The sequence below is a fragment of the Chryseobacterium arthrosphaerae genome (genome assembly GCF_001684965.1).
GTDB classification, from domain to species: domain Bacteria; phylum Bacteroidota; class Bacteroidia; order Flavobacteriales; family Weeksellaceae; genus Chryseobacterium; species Chryseobacterium arthrosphaerae.
Genome location: NZ_MAYG01000001.1, coordinates 1,214,873 through 1,232,864 on the forward strand (window position 1 = coordinate 1,214,873; position 17,992 = coordinate 1,232,864).

General features: G+C 40.3%; 21 protein-coding genes. 19 read left to right on the top strand and 2 right to left on the bottom strand.

The features are described 5' to 3' along the window. Position 1 precedes the first annotated feature (1 nt). On the bottom strand, positions 2 to 607 hold the full coding sequence (gene pncA, locus BBI00_RS05435; protein ID WP_065399626.1) for a bifunctional nicotinamidase/pyrazinamidase: 606 nt from the start codon (positions 605 to 607) through the stop codon (positions 2 to 4). Positions 608 to 866: 259 nt separating this feature from the next. Between pncA and BBI00_RS05440 the strand changes: the two genes are divergently transcribed. The 5 genes from BBI00_RS05440 to BBI00_RS05460 all read left to right on the top strand — a co-directional run bounded on the left by BBI00_RS05440 (position 867) and on the right by BBI00_RS05460 (position 4,182). Beyond that, on the top strand, positions 867 to 2,009 hold the full coding sequence (locus tag BBI00_RS05440; protein WP_065397813.1) for a DEAD/DEAH box helicase: 1,143 nt from the start codon (positions 867 to 869) through the stop codon (positions 2,007 to 2,009). A gap of 211 nt (positions 2,010 to 2,220) precedes the next feature. After that, positions 2,221 to 2,757 (top strand): YfiT family bacillithiol transferase, encoded by a 537-nt coding sequence (locus BBI00_RS05445; RefSeq protein WP_065397814.1) that lies wholly within the window; start codon positions 2,221 to 2,223, stop codon positions 2,755 to 2,757. Next, positions 2,751 to 3,212: a DUF1569 domain-containing protein gene (locus tag BBI00_RS05450; protein WP_228394719.1), complete on the top strand. Its 462-nt coding sequence runs from the start codon at positions 2,751 to 2,753 to the stop codon at positions 3,210 to 3,212. The genes BBI00_RS05445 and BBI00_RS05450 overlap by 7 nt, the downstream gene beginning before the upstream one ends. Next, on the top strand, positions 3,209 to 3,589 hold the full coding sequence (ytxJ, locus tag BBI00_RS05455; RefSeq protein WP_065397815.1) for a bacillithiol system redox-active protein YtxJ: 381 nt from the start codon (positions 3,209 to 3,211) through the stop codon (positions 3,587 to 3,589). Before BBI00_RS05450 ends, ytxJ begins: the two co-directional genes overlap by 4 nt. Next, positions 3,586 to 4,182, top strand: a complete 597-nt coding sequence (locus tag BBI00_RS05460; RefSeq protein WP_047099259.1) for a Crp/Fnr family transcriptional regulator — start codon at positions 3,586 to 3,588, stop codon at positions 4,180 to 4,182. Before ytxJ ends, BBI00_RS05460 begins: the two co-directional genes overlap by 4 nt. Positions 4,183 to 4,399: 217 nt before the next feature. Here the strand turns inward: BBI00_RS05460 and BBI00_RS05465 are convergent, their stop codons facing one another. Further along, positions 4,400 to 5,824, bottom strand: coding sequence for an aminotransferase-like domain-containing protein (locus tag BBI00_RS05465; protein ID WP_065397816.1), 1,425 nt, complete (start codon positions 5,822 to 5,824; stop codon positions 4,400 to 4,402). A 95-nt stretch (positions 5,825 to 5,919) separates the two neighbouring features. On the opposite strand from BBI00_RS05465, the gene BBI00_RS05470 reads away from it, so the two are divergent. From BBI00_RS05470 to BBI00_RS05530, 14 genes are all read left to right on the top strand, one after another. Further along, positions 5,920 to 6,804, top strand: a complete 885-nt coding sequence (locus tag BBI00_RS05470) for a DMT family transporter (RefSeq protein ID WP_065397817.1) — start codon at positions 5,920 to 5,922, stop codon at positions 6,802 to 6,804. Between the two features lie 88 nt (positions 6,805 to 6,892). Next, positions 6,893 to 7,129, top strand: a complete 237-nt coding sequence (locus BBI00_RS05475) for a hypothetical protein (protein ID WP_065397818.1) — start codon at positions 6,893 to 6,895, stop codon at positions 7,127 to 7,129. 305 nt (positions 7,130 to 7,434) lie between these two features. Continuing rightward, entirely contained in the window at positions 7,435 to 8,031 is a 597-nt protein-coding gene (locus BBI00_RS05480) for a Crp/Fnr family transcriptional regulator (protein ID WP_065397819.1), read from the top strand. A gap of 489 nt (positions 8,032 to 8,520) precedes the next feature. Beyond that, positions 8,521 to 9,306 carry a KGG domain-containing protein gene (locus BBI00_RS05485; protein ID WP_065397820.1) on the top strand — a complete coding sequence of 262 codons (786 nt, stop codon included), beginning with the start codon at positions 8,521 to 8,523 and terminating at the stop codon, positions 9,304 to 9,306. 71 nt (positions 9,307 to 9,377) lie between these two features. Beyond that, on the top strand, positions 9,378 to 9,962 hold the full coding sequence (locus tag BBI00_RS05490; RefSeq protein WP_065397821.1) for a YciE/YciF ferroxidase family protein: 585 nt from the start codon (positions 9,378 to 9,380) through the stop codon (positions 9,960 to 9,962). 63 nt (positions 9,963 to 10,025) lie between these two features. After that, entirely contained in the window at positions 10,026 to 10,328 is a 303-nt protein-coding gene (locus BBI00_RS05495) for a hypothetical protein (protein WP_123842193.1), read from the top strand. 14 nt (positions 10,329 to 10,342) lie between these two features. Beyond that, positions 10,343 to 10,720, top strand: a complete 378-nt coding sequence (locus tag BBI00_RS05500) for a hypothetical protein (RefSeq protein ID WP_065397823.1) — start codon at positions 10,343 to 10,345, stop codon at positions 10,718 to 10,720. Positions 10,721 to 10,771: 51 nt separating this feature from the next. Continuing rightward, positions 10,772 to 12,913: a catalase gene (locus tag BBI00_RS05505; RefSeq protein ID WP_065397824.1), complete on the top strand. Its 2,142-nt coding sequence runs from the start codon at positions 10,772 to 10,774 to the stop codon at positions 12,911 to 12,913. 53 nt (positions 12,914 to 12,966) lie between these two features. Then, positions 12,967 to 14,133, top strand: coding sequence for a zinc-dependent alcohol dehydrogenase (locus BBI00_RS05510; RefSeq protein ID WP_065397825.1), 1,167 nt, complete (start codon positions 12,967 to 12,969; stop codon positions 14,131 to 14,133). 48 nt (positions 14,134 to 14,181) lie between these two features. Then, on the top strand, positions 14,182 to 14,682 hold the full coding sequence (locus BBI00_RS05515; RefSeq protein WP_065397826.1) for a CinA family protein: 501 nt from the start codon (positions 14,182 to 14,184) through the stop codon (positions 14,680 to 14,682). Between the two features lie 6 nt (positions 14,683 to 14,688). After that, positions 14,689 to 15,486 (top strand): SDR family NAD(P)-dependent oxidoreductase, encoded by a 798-nt coding sequence (locus tag BBI00_RS05520; RefSeq protein WP_065397827.1) that lies wholly within the window; start codon positions 14,689 to 14,691, stop codon positions 15,484 to 15,486. An 11-nt stretch (positions 15,487 to 15,497) separates the two neighbouring features. Continuing rightward, entirely contained in the window at positions 15,498 to 16,244 is a 747-nt protein-coding gene (locus BBI00_RS05525; RefSeq protein WP_065397828.1) for an SDR family oxidoreductase, read from the top strand. 26 nt (positions 16,245 to 16,270) lie between these two features. Then, positions 16,271 to 16,435: a hypothetical protein gene (locus tag BBI00_RS23250; protein WP_165602494.1), complete on the top strand. Its 165-nt coding sequence runs from the start codon at positions 16,271 to 16,273 to the stop codon at positions 16,433 to 16,435. 24 nt (positions 16,436 to 16,459) lie between these two features. Then, positions 16,460 to 17,983, top strand: a complete 1,524-nt coding sequence (locus tag BBI00_RS05530) for an FAD-dependent oxidoreductase (RefSeq protein WP_065397829.1) — start codon at positions 16,460 to 16,462, stop codon at positions 17,981 to 17,983. The last annotated feature ends 9 nt before the right edge of the window (positions 17,984 to 17,992 follow it).

Genomic DNA, 17,992 nt, shown 5'->3' on the forward strand with positions numbered 1-17,992 from the left:
TTTATCCAAGTACGGTTACTCCTTTTTCAATCATTTCATAGATTGCATCCCGACCATTGTCCGGTTTCACATTTACCGCACGGGTTCCGTTGAAGTGCAGGCAGGTAACATATCCGTTGGCAACAGCATCCAAAGCCGTAAATTTCACGCAATAATCCATTGCCAATCCTACGATCTCAACCAACTGAATATCGTGGTACTTCAGGAAATCATCCAGACCTGTTTTCATAAAATGGTTATTATCCTGGAAACCGCTGTAGCTGTCGATTTCAATATTTTTTCCTTTTTGTATAATGTGAGTTACTTTATCCTGATTCAGATCCTTATGGAATTCTGCCCCGAAAGTTCCCTGGATGCAGTGATCCGGCCACATAAACTGGGGAACACCATTAAGGATAATACTTTCTCCGACGTTTCTCCCGTTATTGCTTGCGAAACTTTTGTGTCCGGCAGGATGCCAGTCTTGTGTAAGAACTACCTGATCATACGCATTTTCCTCCATCAGGACATTGATGTATGGAATAATTTCATTCGCTCCCGGTACTGCAAGGGCTCCGCCTTCACAAAAATCATTCTGTACATCGACTACTATTAACGCTTTTTTCATATTTTGATTTCTCGAATTTTTGATCAATTTACGAAACTAAACCGCAAAAATTTGTCCAAACCGGAATTATCGGACAAATCGGCAAGAAAAAAGTGAGCAGACCGGTCGCGGAAAGTAAATAATGATCCTTATTTTAATGGTATTTACGGGAATAACATTCATTGTATCAGTAAAAGCAGCTTGCTGCTTCTTTCCTTCGTATTTAAGCCTTTTACACCAAATCTCAATAGCGTATCTTTGCCGTAAATAAATAATTTTTATGTCATTTGAGTCTTTAGGATTATCACCCAATATTATTCGTTCTGTTAAAAAGTTGGGATATTTAAAGCCTTTTCCCATTCAGGAGCAGGCGGTTCCGGTTATTTTGCAGGGAAAGGATCTGATGGGAATAGCAAAGACGGGTTCCGGAAAAACAGCCTGTTTTGTGATGCCGATTTTAGAAAAACTCCAAAATACTGAGGTAAAAAAAGGCAGAAATGTTCAGGTACTGATATTGGTTCCTACCCGTGAACTGGCAATTCAGATCGATGAAGTTTTCAGAGCCTTTACTGAAAACCTGAAGCGGGAAGTCCGTACTATGGCTGTTTATGGCGGTGTTTCTATCAATCCGCAGATGAAGGGTATGTTTGGAGTAGAGGTGCTTATAGCGACTCCTGGCCGTTTACTGGATCTGATTGATCATAATGCACTGAGTATTTCAGGCATTCAGCATCTGGTTATTGATGAAGCTGACAAAATGTTTCAGTTGGGTTTCGGCGAAGAAATGAACAAACTTTTTGCCATGATGCCTGTGGTAAAGCAGACTACGCTATTTTCAGCGACTTTAAATGATAAAGTTTCCGAAATGAAAGAACGTCTTTCTATTGATCCTGTCATTGTTGAGATCAAAAAAGAAGAAGTTGAAATTGATCATATCGAACAGCTGGCCTATCATGTTTCTCCTGAGAAAAAAGGTCCTTTCTTGCGATACCTGATCAAAGAACAGAATATTGAAAAAGCCCTGATTTTTGTTTCTTCCACAAGATCTGCAGATAACCTGGTGGAAAAGCTTAAAAAGAATAAAATCAAGGCGGTAGCTATACACAGTCAGAAGTCCCAGGGAGCCCGAAGAAATAATTTAGAGGAATTTAAAGGAAAAGGAGCCCAGATTCTGGTGGCTACAGACCTGATCGGACGTGGAATTCATATCGAGTCTTTACCGTGTGTGATCAATTATGAACTGCCACGCTCACCACTGGACTATATTCACAGGATCGGAAGAACAGGCCGTGCTAACGAAAAGGGGACAGCCATTACCATTCTTACAGATGATGAATTACAGCATTTCAGAGTGATTCAGAAGAAAATGGGCAGAAAAGTAACCTTACAGAGAACAGAAGATATTAATCTGCATGGTTATTAACAGATAAATTGTATTAATAAAGGCTTCATTTTCATAGAATTGGAGCCTTCATTATTTCATAAAAAGATAATAATAAATACAATTAATACTTTCTTCATTTTAAATTCTTGAATTTTTGATAAATTTACACCAACCGTATTTTTGATACATTGTCCGGGAAAAATGAATAATCGGACAAATCGGCAATAATAAAAAAATAAAAATCTGAACGATGAGTGATTTAGAGAAAAAAAAGTTTCCAATAGGGCCCTTTGAAGCTCCGGAAAATATTTGTGATACCACATTGGATGCTTATATCAAAGTGATCAAAGATTTTCCAGGAAGACTAAAAAATCTCATTGAACATTTTACAGATGATCAGCTGGATACCCCATACAGAGAAGGAGGATGGACGGTAAGACAGCTTGTTAATCATCTTTCGGACAGCCATATCAACAGCTTTATCCGTTTTAAACTTGCTCTTACGGAAGATAATCCCACAATTAAGCCCTATGACGAAGCCCAATGGGCAGAACTCCAGGACAGTTTTCATATGCCTGTAAAACCAGCCATGAGAATGCTGAAAGGAACTCACCAGAGATGGGTTACCCTTCTTAAAAGCCTTACGAATAAACAATTTGAAAGGACGTTTCACCATCCTGAGCATAACAGAAACTATAACCTCAGAGAAAGTCTTGCTTTGTATGCCTGGCATTGTAATCACCATTTCGCCCATATTGAGAATCTGAAGAAAGAAAAAGGTTGGTAAAGAAAAGCCTTAATAATTCTATACATTACAAGGAAATCACAGACAGGATTTCCAGACTGAACGAAAATTCTCCCGCAAAATGGGGGAAAATGAACGTATGCCAGATGTTTAAGCATTGTGATCTGGTGTTGCAGGTCGCCTTACAGAAGATTGAACTTCCGGAGATTAATTTCTTTCTGGAGACCATAGGAATCGTTACAAAACTGGAAATGTATGTCTTCAATAACGGAATTCCGAGAAACATGCCTACTTTTCAAAAACTAATCGTTAATTTTGAGTGTGATTTTGATGAATCAAAAACCAATCTGCTGAAGACGCTGGAGGAGTTTAGGGCTGCCTGTCATAACGGAAAACTGCCTAACCGCCACAGATTATTCGGAAACATGACTGAAAAAGACTGGGAATTTTTAGAATATAAACATCTTGATCATCATTTAAAACAGTTTAGTGTATGAGTTTTTTTGATAAAATATTCGGTGGAAAAAGTGAATCCCCTGATCAAAAACCGTTTTGGAAAAAAATAGAATCTGAAGAAGATCTAGCCAGAGCCATTGAAGATTCGCACCATCATAAAATAGCCGTATTTAAGCATTCTACAAGTTGCTTTATCAGCAGAACGGTATTGAAGAATTTTGAAAAGGAAGTGGAGCATTCAGAACAGCCTGTAGCATTGTACTACCTTGATCTGTTGGCTTACAGACCTATTTCCAATAAAATTGCTGAAGATTTCGGGATCAGACATGAAAGCCCGCAATTGATTGTTATAGAGAACGGAAAGCCCGTCAACAGCGCTTCACATCAGGACATTTCTTTAAGCCAGATCGTATCATGAAGAATATCAATAATTATTTAGCCAAAGTTTTAAACGTTCCGCTTCAGAATGTCAACACATGCAGCTTGCATTATGAAGTAAAAAAGATTCCTAAAAATCAGTTTCTTTTACAGTATGGTGAAATCTGCAGGCATATATTCTTTGTAGAAAAAGGGCTTTTAAAAATGTATTCGATAGACAAGAACGGGAAAGAGCATATCATACAGTTTGCTCCTGAGAGCTGGCTGATCTCTGACCGTAGCAGCCTTTACTTCAATGAGAAATCGATTTACTATATAGAAGCCGTTGAGGATTCAGAAGTTCTGTTTCTGCACCCTGATTTCTTCAACAAGCTGGTAGAGCAGTTTCCGAACAGTATAGAAAGAAGTGATTTCCTGCTTCAGAAGCACATCAGAAGTCTTCAGAACAGGATCAATTCCTTATTGGGAGAAACCGCAGAGGAAAGGTATATGAAATTCATTAAAATGTACCCGGATCTGCTGCTGAGAGTTCCGCAATGGATGATTGCTTCTTATCTGGGAATTACTCCCGAAAGTTTAAGCCGTGTAAGAAAAGAGCTGGCAAGGAAAAATTTCGTTCCGGACAATAAGTAGATAGTACTGAATATAATATAAGGCTGGAAGATGGAAGAAGGGGGACTGGAAGTTACTATGGTAAAAAATAGTAGTTTTTGTCTCTGTAATTTTTCATCTTCCGGCCTATTTCTTTTTCCTAATATTAAGATTTAAAGTTATATTGATACACTGAGGATTCTCTTCTGTCTTTAATAACTTCTATCTTCAGGCTCGCATCTTATTTTCTTGAAACCACCTATGATGTTCTATAAATCTTTCCGGCAAGCTGTCCCACCTGTCTCAGTTTTGCCTGGGTTTCTTCTGACCATGGCAGGCCTATACACAGCCGCATACAGTTTTCAAACTGTTTCTGGAAGGTAAACATTCTTCCGGGAGCTATACTTATATTCTGCTTGATGGCCAGGTCATAAAGCTCTGTAGTCCTGATCTTTTTATCGAATTCCACCCAAAGCGAAAGTCCGCCCTGCGGGCGGCTGGTTTTGGTGCCGGGAGGAAATGATTCCGCAATGGTTTGTACATAGTTCTGATAATTACTCTGGAGTGTTTTGCGAAGTTGCTGAAGGTGTTTTTCATACTTCCCGGATTTCAGAAAATTGGCCACGGCTTCATTGACAATAGAAATAGAGGATGTGGAATGAAGGAGCTTAAGTTTCATAATCTTATCTTTATACTTTCCCGGAGCAATCCAGCCCACACGGTAACCGGGGGCCAGTGTTTTGGATATAGAGCTGCAGTAAAGCACATTTCCGTCCTTGTCAAAAGATTTGCAGCATTTGGGCCGGGATGATCCGAAATAAAGATCACCATATACATCATCTTCAATCAACGGAATATTGTTTTCCGATAATATGGTAACGATTTCTTTTTTGTTGGCATCAGGCATACAGCTTCCAAGAGGAGAATTGAAATTGGGAATTAAAAGACACAGGTCGATTTTAGGAATCAGTTTTTTCAAAGCTTCAATTTCTATTCCTGTAGTAGGATGGGTAGGAAGCTCCAGAACCTTTAATCCTAATCCGTTAGCCAGCTGCAGGATTCCGGGATAGCATGGACTTTCTATAGCAATGGTATCGCCTGGCTTTCCCAGTGCCATTAGGCAGAAAGACAGTGCGTTCATTCCTCCGTTGGTAGTAACCAAATCCTGCTCTTTGAGATTTCCTCCCCATTGAAGAGAGCGTACGGCGATCATCCTTCTGAGCTTGAGATTGCCCTGAAGCTCTTCATATTCAGTTCCACCTTCTTTCAGCTCCCGGATGGCGTTCACGATTTCTTTTTTGAGTTTGGCCTGGGGAAGCAGATCCCCGGAGGGAATTCCGATTGAAAAAAAAGTGAGATCCTTCTTTCCCATATTTTCATATACTTTACTGATCAGCTCATCCGGCTCGTCGTTATTGGCAATCAGAGATGGGCGGCTTACCTCCGGCAAAGGCAGCTTTACAGACATCAGCTTGCTCACGAAATACCCTGACTGGGGTTTAGACTCTACTAAAGACAGGGATTCCAGTTCCAGGAAGACCCGTTTGGCTGTATTCATACTTACCTGGTGTTCCTGGCATAGCATTCTTACGGAGGGGAGCTTGTCGCCGGCCTTCAAAACGCCGTTTCTGATCTGGTCTGCAATTCCGTCTGCAATTTCGGTATATAAAAATTCTTTACTCATAAAATTAAACTGTGCTCATGCAAATATACAAAACTGATACTGTGTTTATTTGTTTTTCCTTTCTAATTTTGAACCATTCAATTAAAGCTTAAAAAATGATAACAGATACAATTTCAAAAGATCAGGCTGTCAATGGCTGGATCAACGGATTCATAGGAGTGCTGCTTTTTAGCGGTTCTATGCCGGCTACCAAGCTGGCAGTGATGGAAATGGATCCTCTGTTTGTAACGATTGCCCGTGCAGTGATTGCCGGTGTGCTTGCATTATCCGTTTTGCTGATCTACAAAGAGAAACGTCCTGCCAAAAACCAGCTGTTTTCACTGATATTGGTATCGATAGGCTGTGTCATAGGATTTCCGTTGCTGTCTTCTATCGCTTTGCAGTACCTTACTTCGGCTCATTCTATAGTATTTCTTGGAATGCTTCCTTTAGCTACTGCCATTTTCGGAGTATTCAGGGGAGGTGAAAGGCCTCATCCTATATTTTGGTTCTTTTCGGTGATCGGCAGTCTTCTGGTGATCGGGTATGCATTTTCACAGGGAATTTCTGCATCTCCTGTAGGGGATCTTCTGATGCTTCTGGCAGTTATATTATGCGGAATGGGCTATGCAGAAGGGGCCAAGCTTTCTAAAACACTGGGCGGATGGCAGGTGATTTCATGGGCACTTGTGATTTCCCTGCCTGTAATGCTGCTGTTATTATTGGTAAGTTTTCCCGGAAATCTGGAAACCGTAAGTTTTAAAGGATGGTTCGGGTTAGGATATATTTCTTTATTCAGTATGTTTATCGGGTTTATATTCTGGTACAAAGGGCTGGCGCAGGGCGGAATCACTTCCGTAGGGCAGCTTCAGCTGCTTCAGCCGTTCTTTGGATTGGCATTGGCTGCATATCTTCTGCATGAGCAGGTAAGCATAGGAATGCTGGCTGTGACGGTAGGGGTTATATTATGTGTGGCAGGGACAAAGAAGTTTGCGAAATAATTAAAAATAAAGCATTATGACTCAAGTCATAAGCAGGTAGTCTGATAATGGACTACTTTTGATGAATCACACCACAAAATATACGATTATGAAATTCATCATCTCAGCTGCAATTCTAGGACTCGTAGTCCTGAGTTGTAAAAAAGAAAGAACAGAAAGGACCGTCATTACAGACAGTATCATCACAGATACTATGAGGACAGACACGGCCACCGCCATTACCCCGGTACCGGCACCTCTTCCGTCCGATACCATGCGTACAGACAGTACTTCTTCAGGAAAAAATAAGGATACCGCTAAGACTCCGAAGAAGAAACGATCCTAAATAAACAAAACCCGGCCTTAGATATAAAAAAACCGTTCTATTGATAAGAACGGTTTTTTTATCTGCATATACTTTTGTAATATAAAGAAGAAAATGTGGTATCAATAATGTAAAAATTAAAATATTTTAATGTAAAATATTAATATATAAAGTAAAAAAGGTTAAAATTAAATAACATATTTAACTTTATTTAACAATTAAAATAATCACTAAGGTTCGATTTTTGCATTCATTTTATATCAGTTCCCAATGATATTTTTACTAAGAAGAAAAGAAGAAGAAAACAACACCAAAAAACAGCTATTATGGTTATCGACGAAAACATTTTACATTCAGCGGGAGCGGAAGTAAGAGACTATAAGCCTGCAGAAAATATTTTCTGCGAAGGAGATACCCCGAATTATTATTATCAGATTATTAAAGGAGAGGTGAAACTCAATAATTATAATGAGGAGGGTAAAGAATTTATACAAAACATACTCACAGAAGGACAAAGTTGCGGGGAAGCTATACTTTTTATAGACAAACCTTACCCCATGAATGCAGAAGCACTTACTGAATGCAGTGTTCTGCGCCTTCATAAATCCATTTTTTTTAATTTACTCAGCCATTCCCCTAAGTTGTGCATGGAAGTCAGCAGCTTTCTTTCTCAACGCCTTTATTACAAATTCATTATGATGCTGAATATTTCTTCACAGAATCCGGCTATCCGGCTGAAAGGGCTGATGGATTATCTTAAGAGTTTTCAGGACGATGTAACCCCTTATTCTTTCATGGTTCCATTGACCAGGCAGCAGATGGCAAGTCTTACAGGCCTCTGCGTGGAAACGGCTATAAGAACTATAAAGCATATGGAGAAAGATAAAATCCTTAAAATTGAAAATCGTAAAATTCTGTATTAAAAAAGGCCTCATTGTTTAATTTAGGTTTCTTCAGTAAATACAAAATAAAATTATGAAAACGATAAGCGGCATGAATATCGATGAAAATCTTCTGCTCCCGCCGGGCAGAAGATTCATCATGTCAGTCTAAAAAAAATATCTTTAAAAAAGAAGATCATTTTTTTATAAAATGAAACTGTTACACAGCCTTACCTCTCAAAATTCTTTCATCGGTTAAATAAAAGGATAAAAATAAGAGCAGTTAAGGATTAAAAAAGAGAAAAATTTTATATTAATATTGAGTAACATGACTCAGGTCATAAAAAAGTGAGTTATTCAAACGTATCTTTGAGATATAAATTACAGTATACTTCTTATTCTTAGTAGAGGAACATAAAAGCATTTTGCTTTTACTATTCAATTTAAAAATTACCGACACCTAACCATTGCCGTCTAATACTAGTCACGGACAGTAATGATCATTTAAATATTAATATAAAAAATTCAGTTATGAACACTAGAAATTCAAGAAATCGTAGCTCAAGAGGACATTCTCCTGAAAACCTTGAAGAAGTTTATCAATTAGGTTATGACCATGGTTATAACGATGCATCGCAAGATGAAGATTACGACGATGATTTTTCAGAATATGAAGATTACTTCGATGAATATGACGACGAAGATGATTATGATGAGGATTACGACGACGACGATTATGATGACGATGATTACGATGATGATTATGACGACGAAGATGACGATGACGAAGATGATCAAAGAGGCCGTAGCGGTGGAAGAGGATCCCGAGGAGGAAACGGAAACCAGCAAAGAGACAGCCAGGGAAGATTTACTTCCGGAAGAGGCGGATCAAGAGGTAATTCCGGTGGCTCCCGTGGGCGTTCGAGTTCTGGTTCTGGTTCCAGATCCGGCGGCAGAGGCAGGTCATCATCAGGAGATGGTACCTCAAGGAGAGGTTTTGCTTCTATGAGTAAAGCTGAGCGTACAAGAATAGCCAGGATGGGAGGTCAGGCTTCTCATGGTGGCGGACGTTCTTCAGGCTCGGGTTCCGGCTCAAGGTCAGGTTCAAACTCAGGAAGAGGAGGCTCCAGATCAGGAAGTAATAATGGCTCAGGACGTAGTTCAAACTCAAACTCAAATTCCGGCTCTTCAAGAAGAGGTTTTGCTGCGATGAGCAAAGCAGACCGTACAAGAATAGCCAGAATGGGAGGACAGGCATCTCACGGCGGCGGACGATCTTCCGGAAGATCCGGATTCGGAGGCAGACGTAATTCATAATTCTTTTTCCAGATTGCCTCTTTATCAGACATAAAGAGGTAATCTTTTCAATTTAAAACACCTTTCACACCATGCCAAATAAAATTCTAGAAACAAATACTGCAGTTTCTGCCAAAAAAGGAACCGCAGACAAGAAAACCATCAAGGAGGATGAAATGAAAAATTCTCCGCTTCACCAATTTTTTGTGAGCGCCCTTAAAGACATTTACTATGCTGAAAATGCCATCCTTGAAGCATTGGTGAAAATGCAGGATGCGGCTACTTCAGAAGATCTTAAAGATGCTTTCGAAGACCACCATCTTCAAACCCAAAAGCATGTGAAACGTCTTGAAAAAGTTTTCAAACTGATTGATGAAGAACCAGAAAAAAAAGAATGCAAAGCTATAAAAGGAATAATCGAAGAAGGAGAAGAAGTCATCAAATCTACTGAAGATGGTTCCTCAACAAGAGATGTTGCATTGATTATTGCGGCACAGAAAGTAGAGCATTACGAAATCGCCACTTATGGAGGACTGGCCCAGCTGGCCATCACCATGGGACACGATAAAGCCGCAGACCTTCTTGAAAGAACCCTTCAGGAGGAAGAAGATACTGATGCCGAACTTACGGAGATTGCAGAAACATCCATCAATTTTGATGCAGAACAGGAAGACTAAAGCAACATTATAAGCCATGTAGCTTATGCTATATGGCTTATTTTAACTATGAAATCGGAATATATGGACTGTCAGCAGATTATAAAAACACTGAAACATAAAGACTTCATCAAAATTTCCAATAATGGGAAATGGTTTGAAGACGGAGCAGCAGTCTATGCCAAAGAAATAAAAGATAATGTTTTTCTCTTATTTGTTATTTTAAAAGATATAGATATTGAAAATATTCAGGCACTGATTGCACATTTTGACGGTTTCAACAGTATCGGATTAAAAGAACCGGAACAGATCATGTTCTACCTCTCCATTAAAGATAAAGAAGACCTCCATTATTTTGAGCAATATTTAAAAGCATCCAACAATTAATAACCATTTGAAATATGATTTTTGAAAACGACACTTTCCTGCATTCCGGACTGAATGATAGAAATAATGCCATAGAAAATGAATCTTTATTTCCGCATGTCATTAATTCCTATGGAGTTACTGCTTTTCTGATCAAGTCTTTGGAAAAGATAAAAAACAATGCGAAATGTGAGGTCCTTAGAAAAGTAATAGACAATTATATAGAAGAATACCTTCTGCATATCCGTGAGTTTCATACCAAAAACACAGTGGATATCGCCGATACGGATGCTGAAATAAGAATAGAATCACCTTCATTCACTTTGTATGCCAAGACCGCCTATTATAAAGTACTGAAGGAAGAAGAATATATCAACAGGCTGCTTGATGTCCTTGAGAAAAGGTCTGATTAAGCTTGTACCCCTTATTTAACTGTTTCAAAAATACACCAACCTTAAAAGATTATGAATATGAAAACCAACGAACCAAACAACCCAAAAACAGAACAGTTAAGTTTACACACCACGTCGAATGAAAATGAAAAACTGACAACTAACCAGGGACTGAAGATCAATAATAATCAGGACTCTCTGAAAGCCGGTGAAAGAGGCCCTTCATTATTGGAAGACTTCATTCTGAGAGAAAAAATCACCCATTTTGATCATGAACGTATCCCTGAAAGAGTAGTACATGCCCGAGGCTCGGGAGCCCACGGTGTTTTTAAGCTTACTAAAAGCCTTGCTGAATATACCAAAGCAAAGTTTTTAACCGAATTAGGAAAAGAAACCCCTGTTTTTGTAAGATTTTCAACCGTTGCCGGAAGCAAAGGAAGTACTGACCTGGCAAGAGATGTGCGGGGATTTGCTATTAAATTCTACACCGAAGAAGGAAATTATGACCTTGTAGCCAATAATATGCCTGTATTTTTTATCCAGGATGCTATTAAATTTCCTGATCTGATACATGCCGTAAAACCTGAGCCGGATAACGAAATCCCACAAGCCGCTTCCGCCCATGATACCTTCTGGGATTTTATTTCCCTGATGCCTGAAAGCATGCATATGATCATGTGGCTTATGAGTGACAGGGCGATCCCGAGAAGCCTCAGAATGATGGAAGGCTTCGGAGTGCATTCTTTCAAATTTATTAATGAAGAAGGAAAGGTACATTTCGTGAAATTTCATTTTAAACCCAGACTTGGAGTGCATTCTGTAGCATGGAATGAAGCTCAGACCATTTCAGGAGTTGATCCGGATTTCCATAAAAGAGACTTATGGGAAGCCATTGAAAACGGAGACTATCCTGAATGGGATTTTGGAGTACAGCTGATCCCTGAAGAAGATGAGCACCGGTTCGATTTTGACCTTCTGGATCCCACCAAATTAGTCCCGGAAGAAGAAGTTCCCGTAGAAATCTTCGGAACATTAACCCTGAACAAAAATCCTGATAATTTCTTTGCAGAAACCGAACAGGTTGCTTTTCACCCCGGTCATATTATTCCGGGAATCGATTTTACCAACGATCCACTGCTGCAGGGAAGATTATTTTCATATACCGACACCCAGCTGTCACGCCTGGGCTCTCCCAATTTTCATGAAATTCCGATCAATAGATCAATCAATACCGTTCACAATAATCAGAGAGAGGGGCACATGAGACAGCAGATCGTGAAAGGAAAAAGCAGCTATGAACCCAATTCCACCGGTGGCGGATGCCCTTTCCAGGCAATGATGTCCGAAGGTGGCTTTGTTTCCCAGGAGGAAAGGGTTTCAGGAGCTAAAGTAAGGGAAAGAAGCAAAAGCTTTGTAGACCATTATTCACAGGCGAAGCTATTTTACAACAGCCAGTCGACCCCTGAGAAAATGCACCTGCAGAAAGCGCTGATCTTTGAGCTGTCAAAAGTAACACTTCCCGAAGTAAGAGAAAGACTGGTAGGGCAGCTTGCTTATATTGATATGACACTGGCCTGGAGAGTAGCCGAAAAGCTGGGAGTAGAAGTAAAAAAACTGGAATGGCCCAACCAGAGTCTGCCTGCTGACAGCAATATTGTAGAACTTCAGAGTGAAGAAAAAGAGCCCCATACAAAAATCTCCGAAGCATTGAGCATGGCCGGTACGGTTAAAAATACTATTAAAAGCAGAAAAATAGGATTTATTCTTGCCAATGGTGCTGATGGTAAAGCCGTTAATGACCTTAAAACCCAGCTGGAAAAAGAAGGAGCAAGAATAGAACTGATTGCGCCAAGTCTTGCGAACATCAGGACCAATGACGGATCTGAACTTATCCCTAAACATTCTTTGACAAGTACTGCCAGTGTATGTTTTGATGCCCTTTTCATCTGTTCTGGAGAAGATTCGGTAAAAGAACTCCTGATTCCTGAAAATAAACACCTTGTATTGCACTTTATCAATGAAGCTTATAAGCATTGTAAGGCCATTTATTTCGGAAATGATACAGAAGCTCTTTACCATAACAGTAACGTTGCCCAGAAAAAACATGAAGACCCGGCAATCATTACCTGGGAAGACAAAACTCCGATGGATAAATTCGTTAATGCTATTGCCCAACACAGAGTCTGGGATCTTGAAATGGAAAGAAACGCCTGATCATAAAATAAAACACCCTTCACACCACACCAGTCACCTTAAATATTTAGATTATGAAAGCAGCCGTTTTTCATTCACCGGGAAAAATCACCTGTGATACCGTTGAAGATCCCAAAATTCTGGATGATCATGATATTATCCTCAAAGTAACTTCTACTGCCATATGTGGCAGCGATCTGCATATGTACTCCGGAGGCATCCCGCAAACCCGTCCTATGGTGATGGGGCATGAGTTTATGGGAATTGTTGAGGAAACAGGAAAGAATATCATCGGATTAAAACCTGGTGACAGGGTAGTAGTACCATTTCCTATAGCCTGTGGAAACTGCTTCTTTTGCCGGCATGATCTGCCTACAGCCTGTGAACACAGCAATCCCGATCATTATGGACCTGAAGGTGGCATCTTTACCGAAAAAGGGGGCGCTTTGTTTGGCTATACAGACCTTTATGGAGGATATGACGGGGGCCAGGCACAGTATGTAAGAGTTCCCTATGCCCATTTTGGCCCTAGAAAAGTCCCAGAAAGCCTTACCGATGAACAGGTGTTATTCCTTACGGATATTTTCCCGACCGGATATACCGGGATCATGTGGGCCGGATTAAAGGGAGGGGAGACTGTTGCCGTATTTGGGGCAGGACCTGTAGGGACAATGGCTGTTAAAAGTGCCGTACTTCACAACGCAAAAAAAGTTATAGTGATTGATACCCTTCAGTATAGGCTTGACCGTATTAAAAAACTTACAGGATGCGAAACTATTCTTTGGGAAGATGCAGAAAGCACGGTAGCTAAGATCAGAGATATGACAGATGGCCGGGGAACAGACGCATGTATTGAAGCTGTAGGATTTGAGCCTGAAAGAAACTTTATCGATCGGGCCAAAGCAGTTTTAAATTTCGAAAAAGGTTCCATTAAGGTTCTTGAAGCCTGTATGAGTGCCGTACGGCGGGGAGGTACAGTTTCTGTGCTGGGAGTTTACCCGGTGAATTATGACAACTTCAGACTCGGGCAGATTTTTGATAAAGGAATCACCATTAAAGCCGGGCAGTGCAACGTGCATCCTATCATAGACCGTCTTATGGGATATGTGGAAAGCGGGCAGGTAACGCTTGATGATGTTATTACCCATCGTCTGCCTCTTGATGCCGTGGATAAAGGATATGAAATTTTTGATAAAAAAGAGGACGGATGTGTAAAAGTTGTTCTTGATCCTTGGAAATAATCCGTTTTTAATAAAATAATACAAAACAATCCCTCAAAATATAATACGATGGAATTTCAAAAGAATCTACTTGAATATATAAGCCAGTCCCTGATGACCACAGATGAAACCATTTCAATCGCAGAAAGTGTTACTTCAGGATGTTTACAGCTGGCCTTTTCTCAGATGCCTAATGCTTCAATGTTCTATAAAGGCGGAATGACGTGCTATACCTTACCTGAAAAAGTAAGGCTCCTGAAAGTCAACAGACAGGAAGCTGAAGAATGCGACTGTGTTTCAGAAAATATTGCAGAAACAATGGCGTTGAATGTAGCAAAACTCTTCGAGTCCGATTGGTCTATAGCCACAACAGGGTACTGTACACCAATCCGGAATTCCGGATATAAAATCTTTGCGTATTTCTCATTCTCTTATAAAGGTGAGATTGTCCTGACCAAAAAACTTGAACTGCACCCCAAAACCCAGGCCCTGAATGCCCAGCTATATTATACAGAGTTCATTTTGGGGTGCTTTAAAAGTGAGCTGAACAGGCTTTTAATCTTAAAATAAAAAACCATGGAACGCAAAAATCAATATGCCCTCATCACAGGGGCCACCAGCGGAATAGGTTATGAACTCGCCAGGCAGTTTGCCAAAAACGGCTATGACCTTGTTATCGTTGCCAGAGATCATGAAGAGCTGAATAGAAAAGCAGAAGAATTCAAAGGGTACGGAGTGAATGTGATCAGTATTTCAAAGAACCTCTTTCTGCAGGAAGAAGTCTACTCCCTTTATTCTGAATTGAAAATGAATGGAATAAGTCCTGAGATATTAGTAAATGATGCCGGACAGGGCGTCTTTGGAAAATTCCAGGAAACAGACATCCACAGAGAGGTAGATATCGTTCAGTTAAATATCATCGCAGTCATCATACTGACCAAATTGTTTTTAAAGGACCGTTTACCTAAGGGATCCGGTAAAATTTTAAATCTGGCTTCCGTAGCCAGTAAAGTTCCGGGTCCCTGGCATTCGGTATACCATGGTACCAAAGCATTTGTATTATCGTGGTCCGAAGCCATCAGGGAAGAATTAAAAGACTCGGGAATTACCGTAACGGCTCTTTTGCCGGGACCTACAGATACCGATTTCTTCAATAAGGCAGATATGAACCGGAGTAAGATTCTTGAAGACAGAGATACGCTGGCATCTCCGGAAGAAGTGGCTGTTGACGGCTATAATGCACTGATGAACGATGATGACAAAATAGTATCAGGTTTGAAAAACAAGCTTTCCGTAGCAATGGCCAATCTGTCAAGCGATAGTATGGCCGCCCACCGGATGGCTGAAATGCAGAAACCGGTTACAGAAAAATAAAAGATTGGAATATGGGAAAATTAGAAGATAAATCTGTTCTCATCACAGGTGCTGACAGCGGAATAGGCAAAGCCGTAGCCCTTCTTTTTGCTTTGGAAGGAGCCGATATTGCTATTATTTATCATTCAAGTGATCAGGATGCTGAAAAAACAAAATCAGAGATTGAACAGCTTGGGAGAAAATGTATCATTCTTCAGGGGGATATTGATGATTATGAATTCTGTGAGGAAGCTGCCCGGAAAACCATTGCAGCCTTTGGAAAAATTGACGTCCTGATCAACAATGCCGGCGTACAGTTTCCCGCAGAAAGTATTGAAGAACTTGAAGAAAAGAATATCCGGAAAACCTTTGATTCCAATATTGTGGGAATGATCCTTCTTACCAAAGTGGTTTTCCCTTATCTCAAAGAGGGGAGCAGTGTGATCAATACCACTTCTGTTTCTGCCTATCAGGGCCATCCTGAGCTGCTGGACTATTCTGCAACGAAAGGAGCTATTGTTTCTTTCACCAGATCTCTTGCTTTACAGGCCAAACCTAAAGGAATCCGGATCAATGCGGTAGCTCCCGGACCTGTAGCAACACCTCTTACCGAAGAAACATTTGATGAAGAAGAGGAAGATCCGCACAAACCTCCTTTTGAAAGAAATGCGACGCCTGAAGAAATAGCTTTCAGCTTCCTTTTTCTGGCCGGTTCAGAGGCTTCCCAGATTACAGGACAGGTCCTCCATCCTAATGGCGGACTGATCGTTAACGGATAAATCATTAACCCACTAAAAAAAATAATATGAAAGCGACAGCACTTATTTTAGGAGTTCTCAGCGTTTTTGCTTTTTCTTCATGCAGATGTAACCTTGATGAAGATGAATCTAAAAAAAGAGACCAGAAGAGCAATGCAGCCACTACAGGTAAAACAGGTCTGCCTGAAAGCGATACCCTGAATATCAGATAAGTTTAACCTCAAAATATACTGATAATGTACAGAGACGGTGCAAGAAAAAGTATATGGCAGGATGAGATCAGGAAGTTTTCAGCAGAAAATGATCTCAGCCAGGTATTTGACGTTGCCATAATAGGAGGTGGAATTACCGGTGTTTCCACTGCTTTGAAACTACAGGAATCCGGAAAAAGCTGTATCATTCTCGAGGCTGCCAATATCGGATTTGGTACAACCGGCGGAACAACCGCCCATCTGAACGATTTCTTTGATACTACTTTTACCCAGGCCATTCAGGATTTTGGATTAGATCATGCCAAACTGTATGCAGGGTCCGGTAAGGAAGCTATTGAAATGATTGAAAACAATATTCAGCAGTATGAAATAAACTGTGATTTTACGAGGAAGTCAGCTTACCTTTTCGCCCTGGATGAAAAACAGGAAGAGCAATTGAAAAACATTGTGGAGGGCGCTGCCAAAGTAGGCCACGAAATGACCTACGTTAATGAAATTCCCTTTCCCATACCTTTCAGGGAAGCCGTTCTCATTCCCGGGCAAGGTCATTTTCATCCTGTAAAATATATCAAGGGACTGTGTGAAGCTTTCATACGGCTTGGAGGCTTTATTCAGGAAGGTTGCTTGTGTGAAGAGCATGATGAACAGGAAGATTTTGTTGTAGTAAAAATATCAAAAGGAGAAATAAAGGCTCAAAACGTTGTGTATGCAACTCATATCCCACCGGGGATCAATCTGCTTCATTTTACCAATGCACCTTACCGCAGTTATGCGATGGCTTTTACCCTCAAAGATGATCAATATCCATGGGAATTGGGCTATGATCTTTGTGAGCCTTATCATTATTACCGGATCCAGGAATATGAAGGTGAAAATCTGCTGATTGCAGGAGGTGAGGATCATAAAACAGGTCATGCCGATGATACCGGAGAATGCTTTTCCAGACTTGAAAATTATGTCCGGGAATATTTCAATGTTGAAACGGTTTACTACAGCTGGTCCAGTCAGTATTATGAACCTGTTGACGGTCTTCCTTATATCGGGAAACTACCGGGGACTAAAAAAAGAATTTTTGTAGCTACAGGCTTCAGAGGAAACGGGATGATATTCGGGACACTTTCTTCGCAAATCCTGCATGACCTGATTGTATCAGGAAAAAGTAAATATGAAGAGCTCTTCAATCCTTTAAGAATAAAACCAATTGCCGGATTTTCAGATTTTGTGAAAGAAAATACAGCCGTTGCAATGGATTTTATAAAAGATAAAATTTTTGCAGATAAGATTGATTCTTTTTCAGAAATTAAGGAGGGAGAAGCAAAAGTCATCCGCTATGAATCGGAGTCTTATGCCCTTTACAAGGAATCTGACGGAACTTTGCATCTTTTAAAAAGTACCTGTCCCCATGCAGGCTGCGAAGTTCACTGGAACAGTGCAGAACTGAGCTGGGACTGCCCATGCCACGGTTCCAGATTCAATGTTAATGGAAAAGTGCTTACCGGGCCAACCACCAAGCGGTTACAAAAAGTCTTTCCTTATCAGAAACAGTAAAAATGGTAA

What these genes read in the sequence shown, in the direction of transcription:
- BBI00_RS05520 (WP_065397827.1), top strand. Translation starts at nt 14,689, where the DNA reads ATGGAACGCAAAAATCAATATGCCCTCATCACAGGGGCCACCAGCGGA.
- BBI00_RS05475 (WP_065397818.1), top strand. Translation starts at nt 6,893, where the DNA reads ATGAAATTCATCATCTCAGCTGCAATTCTAGGACTCGTAGTCCTGAGT.
- BBI00_RS05480 (WP_065397819.1), top strand. Translation starts at nt 7,435, where the DNA reads ATGGTTATCGACGAAAACATTTTACATTCAGCGGGAGCGGAAGTAAGA.
- BBI00_RS05500 (WP_065397823.1), top strand. Translation starts at nt 10,343, where the DNA reads ATGATTTTTGAAAACGACACTTTCCTGCATTCCGGACTGAATGATAGA.
- BBI00_RS05515 (WP_065397826.1), top strand. Translation starts at nt 14,182, where the DNA reads ATGGAATTTCAAAAGAATCTACTTGAATATATAAGCCAGTCCCTGATG.
- BBI00_RS05470 (WP_065397817.1), top strand. Translation starts at nt 5,920, where the DNA reads ATGATAACAGATACAATTTCAAAAGATCAGGCTGTCAATGGCTGGATC.
- BBI00_RS05490 (WP_065397821.1), top strand. Translation starts at nt 9,378, where the DNA reads ATGCCAAATAAAATTCTAGAAACAAATACTGCAGTTTCTGCCAAAAAA.
- BBI00_RS05465 (WP_065397816.1), bottom strand. Translation starts at nt 5,824, where the DNA reads ATGAGTAAAGAATTTTTATATACCGAAATTGCAGACGGAATTGCAGAC.
- BBI00_RS05495 (WP_123842193.1), top strand. Translation starts at nt 10,026, where the DNA reads ATGGACTGTCAGCAGATTATAAAAACACTGAAACATAAAGACTTCATC.
- BBI00_RS05445 (WP_065397814.1), top strand. Translation starts at nt 2,221, where the DNA reads ATGAGTGATTTAGAGAAAAAAAAGTTTCCAATAGGGCCCTTTGAAGCT.
- BBI00_RS05485 (WP_065397820.1), top strand. Translation starts at nt 8,521, where the DNA reads ATGAACACTAGAAATTCAAGAAATCGTAGCTCAAGAGGACATTCTCCT.
- BBI00_RS05510 (WP_065397825.1), top strand. Translation starts at nt 12,967, where the DNA reads ATGAAAGCAGCCGTTTTTCATTCACCGGGAAAAATCACCTGTGATACC.
- BBI00_RS05505 (WP_065397824.1), top strand. Translation starts at nt 10,772, where the DNA reads ATGAATATGAAAACCAACGAACCAAACAACCCAAAAACAGAACAGTTA.
- BBI00_RS05460 (WP_047099259.1), top strand. Translation starts at nt 3,586, where the DNA reads ATGAAGAATATCAATAATTATTTAGCCAAAGTTTTAAACGTTCCGCTT.
- pncA (WP_065399626.1), bottom strand. Translation starts at nt 607, where the DNA reads ATGAAAAAAGCGTTAATAGTAGTCGATGTACAGAATGATTTTTGTGAA.
- ytxJ (WP_065397815.1), top strand. Translation starts at nt 3,209, where the DNA reads ATGAGTTTTTTTGATAAAATATTCGGTGGAAAAAGTGAATCCCCTGAT.
- BBI00_RS05525 (WP_065397828.1), top strand. Translation starts at nt 15,498, where the DNA reads ATGGGAAAATTAGAAGATAAATCTGTTCTCATCACAGGTGCTGACAGC.
- BBI00_RS23250 (WP_165602494.1), top strand. Translation starts at nt 16,271, where the DNA reads ATGAAAGCGACAGCACTTATTTTAGGAGTTCTCAGCGTTTTTGCTTTT.
- BBI00_RS05440 (WP_065397813.1), top strand. Translation starts at nt 867, where the DNA reads ATGTCATTTGAGTCTTTAGGATTATCACCCAATATTATTCGTTCTGTT.
- BBI00_RS05530 (WP_065397829.1), top strand. Translation starts at nt 16,460, where the DNA reads ATGTACAGAGACGGTGCAAGAAAAAGTATATGGCAGGATGAGATCAGG.